Source organism: Aneurinibacillus aneurinilyticus ATCC 12856, from assembly GCF_000466385.1.
GTDB classification, from domain to species: Bacteria; Bacillota; Bacilli; order Aneurinibacillales; family Aneurinibacillaceae; genus Aneurinibacillus; species Aneurinibacillus aneurinilyticus.
The window spans coordinates 2,302-6,904 of the sequence record NZ_KE952850.1; the positions used below are offsets into that span (position 1 = coordinate 2,302).

A 4,603-nucleotide genomic window follows, 5' to 3' on the forward strand; every position below is an offset into this window, starting at 1 on the left:
AAAATAGCAATTTTCACCGAAAGTGAAAAAGCGAGTACGATACTAAAGTTGATTTTACTTCATTTTTTAAAGTTGCTTCCTGATTGTAATAAAACATCAAGATAGGAAACGTATTGGTTTCATAAATGGCCATTACCCTGTCTTTTACCAGCTCCCTGCACAGTTGTAACTTCTCTTCTGTCTGTTGAAGTTTTTTCGATGTCTCTTCATATACTATCTTCTCGGTCGCGATTTGTTCCTTAAGCTTTTCTAGCCTTTCGTTGGCAGCCTGGATCTGTTTCGCTGACTCATCTATGTCCGCCTGCAATGATTTTTCTTGATTTTCAATTTGTACTGCTATACTGGGTTTACATTTTTTATTTCCTCTCCATAAGCTACAGCTGGTAATGATAATGTTATGAGAAACCGCATTGAAAAATAGCGTTTGGTTCCTTTTTGCATAAAATACAGTGGCCTACTATATTAGGTGCCACATCTTCCCTCCAATCGAGCTAGATGACATCACTCCACATATTAGGTATATAGTGACTGCAACGCTTTATTCTCTTGAAAGACAACAGAATGAATCTGGGACAAGTCCTTTTCCTCTACATCATCACTTTCTAAACGATCAAAAAGTACTCGTAAGGACGTCAGCTCCGACCTGAACTTTTCCTTTATAAATTTTTCTTGTTCATCCAAAGAATCTTCTTTTCTTCCACCAAATAAACGATTCCATCTCAGTTGAATTTTTTCCCTCTCACTCTCAATTTTTCTGAGTACATACTTCCGTTGCCTTCTATCTAACGGCAATCTTTTTACAGGAAACAAGCGACGTCTGTAAAAGTGAACGTATGCATTGCCCTCCTTCTTTAAAAAACAAAAAAGCACGCCACTTCCCCTGTAATACAAGAGAAATGACGTGCTTCGCCATTCATACTATTCATTTCCGCCTATTTTACCATAGATTACTGGAATGTTCGACCCTATTTTGCATTTCATGGGCTTTTTTATCTGCAATCCTTCAAAAATAACATTAATTTCAGATGGCTTTGTGTATGCTTTTTGGTGTAATACTACTGCATCAGTGAATATCTTAATTCTCCAACTAGTGGGAGCTATTTGTGTTTATTTTAATATTACACACCATATTCTTCAACATTGCGGGTACTATTGCTTTGTGAACTCTTCTTACAACAACAAAATAAAGTCTTCCTAACCAATTATTAAAATATACTACAGTTGATACGGTTATATATTTTAATCCATCTACTTCGTCTAATAAAATGGATACACGAAAGTTCAAATGACGATCATCTTCTCCTAGCAATATCTCATTAGATACACGATTGATTACACGAAATATTCCTATACTACTTCCCTGTTTTAATGTTATATTTTGTATTTTAGACCGATTAGATGTCTTTAACCCAATAAGACTGACTAATCGGTCGCGTATCTTCATTAAGTGAGTAACCCAAGTAGGAACAGAAGTTAAAAACAATCTTGTTATAGACCCTACATCACAAGCTGACTCACCTGGTAGTATAGCCTTATATGAATCTGAATAATGGATACAAGAAAAGGCTTGGTCTGCTAAAGAATTTTTAGGGACTGATGTCACTTCAATAATATGTTTTTCGATAATTTCCCCCCCTTAGAATTTTTCACTACAAGATGTTAAATATACCTTTTTATGTGAAGGTTTAGTGATCTTTATTTTAACACGAAATTTAACGACTTTATTGTTAAATTTTACTAAACCTTTGGTAAATCTAAAACTCCCTACCTCGTATCCTTCGGCGGCTCTGATTCGTTTACATAGAGAAAGCAATAAGGCAATACAAAAACGGAGGGAAGAAGATGAAAATCGCGAGTGGAATAGAAATGTTGGAATTGCAAGTTGAAACTTTCGGTAGTTGTTTAGAATTGAATCCTACCCTGATTTGGGACGATGAAACCGCTATTCTGATTGATACCGGCACGCCTAGGCAATTGGAACAAATACGCGCGGCCATGGACAAGGCCGGAGTCTTCTTGGATAAGTTAAAAGTCGTCATTTTGACACATCAGGATCTTGACCACATCGGCAGTCTTCCCGAAATCCTACAGGAGTCTGGTGGAGGCATTGAAGTATACGCTCATGAACTGGATGCACCCTATATCGAGGGGAAGCTGCCCCTTCTGAAAGGGAATCCCGATAGCATGGCTTGGCAATTGGAATCCCTTCCAGAAGCCGAACGTCGGAAATTGTTGACCCTGGTGGAGAATCCTCCGAAGGCCAAGGTAGACAAAACGTTAGCAGATGGCCAGAAACTTCCGTATTGCGGAGGAATTCACGTTATCTTTACGCCTGGGCATACACCTGGCCATATCAGTCTTTATTTGGAACAAAGCAAAACCCTTGTTGTTGGAGACGCCATGTTTAGTGTGAAAGGGATTTTGATGGGACCCCATCCGCAATCTACACCAGACATGAATACAGCCCTTCGTTCTTTAGAGAAATATTTGGACTTCGACATTCAAACGGTAATTTGTTATCACGGAGGATTAAGTAGAAATAACATTAAAGATCAGCTCCAAAAGCTTATTAGGAAATAGCCTCTTCAACCGTCACGTAAGAGAGTAGTTCAACCTCGAACAATAAAGGATTGAAAACAATCTATGTATAAAAAGTGGTTAGCAGGAATAAAATTATATAACCCCATTCTTAATTTAGGCCATTAATTCTTGCTCTATCTAAACCAATCATGGAGTATCCCTCTTTTGTTTGCCTTGTTCAAAAGAGGGATGTTTCCGTTAAATCACAAATTCTTTACTGTTGCTTCCTTCTACATATTAGAGTGTTGCTCTCATTATTTGAAATGGGCTGAGTACGTATAGACATGTTCTTCAACGTAACCAACTTCCAGTCTTCATCATTTTTAGCGAGGAGACCCCAACTTCTAAGCGGTAGCGTAAGTCAGGGAGGAATCGCCTTTTTCCCTTTCAATTAATAATGTACATGCATATTCAATTCGGGTAAGCTTTTTGTAACTGGCAGAAGCATGAATCTTTGTGCCATCTAGCTTCCGTATATCAAAATACCCACTGCTTCGTCTGCTAAAGGCGGCGGGTAAAGCCTGACAGTACGCGAAAAGCAGAGATACGGGGAAACCTATCTAAGGCATCATCCTGTAACGAACAGAGCCGAGATTTTCTTTAATATTGAAAATCGGGGTAAACAGAATTATGATTACTCACTTAGAACTTGGCCTTTCAGCAGGATTGTACGAATGATAAAGGGGTACTAATAGAATTCTGTAAACATAGAGCAGGCATCGGAAGCAGTGAAGGGTGTTTAGCTTAATCTATCGAAGCACTCCTTGTAACTTCGTAGTGAGCGGATCAACTTAATGCATTTAAAATGCGTCATCAAACGCATGTTCCATTTGATTGGCCTCTTTAGAAACTGCAAAGAAGACAAATGGTCCCTTCGTCTTTAACACATGGTTTTCGACCAAAAAATATTCGTTTGGGCGATAGTCTTTGAATTTTATTTTTTGCGCATCGATTCGTTGCCCGATTTTCTCTTTGACGCTTTCTGCCTGACTCTGATCCTTTAGCTTGATGATAGCCAATTCGTCCGCTCTCACATTCGATGTAGACGTGTAAAGAATAAAATCTTCAACGCTGTCTACATCAATCTTATACAATTTCTGCAGCTTATTCCGATCCCCCTCTCTCATTTCCTTTAAGTTCATCGCCTGTTCAATTCTTTTTCCAATTTGGGTGGCCGATTGTTTTTCAGCTGTTTTGTCATCCTTTCCCGAACAACCAGTCAAAACGCCGATCGCGACGATAATCGCGAGAATAACGTGGATAAAGCTTCTGTTACCTTTCCATTGTTTCCTCATACAATCACTTCGCTAGATTCTTTATGAATGGGTCTTCAAAAAACGTATTCGCATTATAAAGCAATAACATGTCATGGATATCGTGATTCACGAACAACGCCAAGTCTTCCTCATAATACCGAAGGTCTACCACATCAATTTCGCTGAAGTGATTTAATAAGAAAGGAATGAAGCTGTTGGCGTACGAATCTTTGACCACAAGTAGCTTTTTCCCGTTCGGATTATATATCGGATTGTGATGGTGTCAGTGTTGGGTATATCTTAGGGAAAATTAATAGGTGGAAAATTCATCTAAAATCAAGATAAATTTAATTTAAAGAAAGAGCAGCAATAAAATCCAGTTCGAGATTTATTGCTACTCTTTTGATTTGGGTGTACTTTTTATAAGTATTGCTACCAAATTATTTTATCATCCAGATAATATCAGATATTTTAATATACAACAAAATCATTAAGCTCTGAAAAGGGAACTCTCAAATCGGTTCCAACATCTTCAAACTTTTTCATAAGCTTCTCAGATGTCTCAGATAGTCACAAATATGCTGAAGTTTTCTTGCTTGTAATTTTGAATTGAGGGTAAGAGTTCATCATTGTAAACTAAGTCACTATACTATCATTGTGCACATCTGCTAATGGAGTCTTTTATGATATTTTTGAATAAGTTTCGATTAATAATTCGTCTAATGAATTATATAATAACAAGGGTGTTGATTATCCAGTACGTTCCA

5 protein-coding genes and 1 pseudogene are annotated in these 4,603 nt (G+C 37.7%); 1 reads left to right on the plus strand and 5 read right to left on the minus strand.

Annotated features, from left to right (window positions below; translation table 11 throughout):
- Positions 1-13 precede the first annotated feature (13 nt).
- The 3 genes from HMPREF0083_RS18435 to HMPREF0083_RS30200 form a co-directional block, all read right to left on the minus strand.
- Positions 14-307: a hypothetical protein gene (locus HMPREF0083_RS18435; RefSeq protein WP_021623166.1), complete on the minus strand. Its 294-nt coding sequence runs from the start codon at positions 305-307 to the stop codon at positions 14-16.
- A gap of 206 nt (positions 308-513) precedes the next feature.
- Entirely contained in the window at positions 514-870 is a 357-nt protein-coding gene (locus HMPREF0083_RS18440) for a hypothetical protein (protein ID WP_021623167.1), read from the minus strand.
- A gap of 217 nt (positions 871-1,087) precedes the next feature.
- On the minus strand, positions 1,088-1,603 hold the full coding sequence (locus HMPREF0083_RS30200) for a DUF2867 domain-containing protein (protein ID WP_167331583.1): 516 nt from the start codon (positions 1,601-1,603) through the stop codon (positions 1,088-1,090).
- A gap of 239 nt (positions 1,604-1,842) precedes the next feature.
- On the opposite strand from HMPREF0083_RS30200, the gene HMPREF0083_RS18445 reads away from it, so the two are divergent.
- On the plus strand, positions 1,843-2,580 hold the full coding sequence (locus tag HMPREF0083_RS18445) for an MBL fold metallo-hydrolase (protein WP_021623169.1): 738 nt from the start codon (positions 1,843-1,845) through the stop codon (positions 2,578-2,580).
- A gap of 800 nt (positions 2,581-3,380) precedes the next feature.
- Here the strand turns inward: HMPREF0083_RS18445 and HMPREF0083_RS18450 are convergent.
- A complete protein-coding gene (locus HMPREF0083_RS18450; protein WP_021623171.1) occupies positions 3,381-3,875 on the minus strand; it encodes a DUF4358 domain-containing protein in 495 nt (164 codons plus the stop codon).
- 4 nt (positions 3,876-3,879) lie between these two features.
- A pseudogene (locus HMPREF0083_RS18455) lies at positions 3,880-4,098 on the minus strand (DHHW family protein); the annotation flags it as partial.
- Between the last annotated feature and the right edge of the window lie 505 nt (positions 4,099-4,603).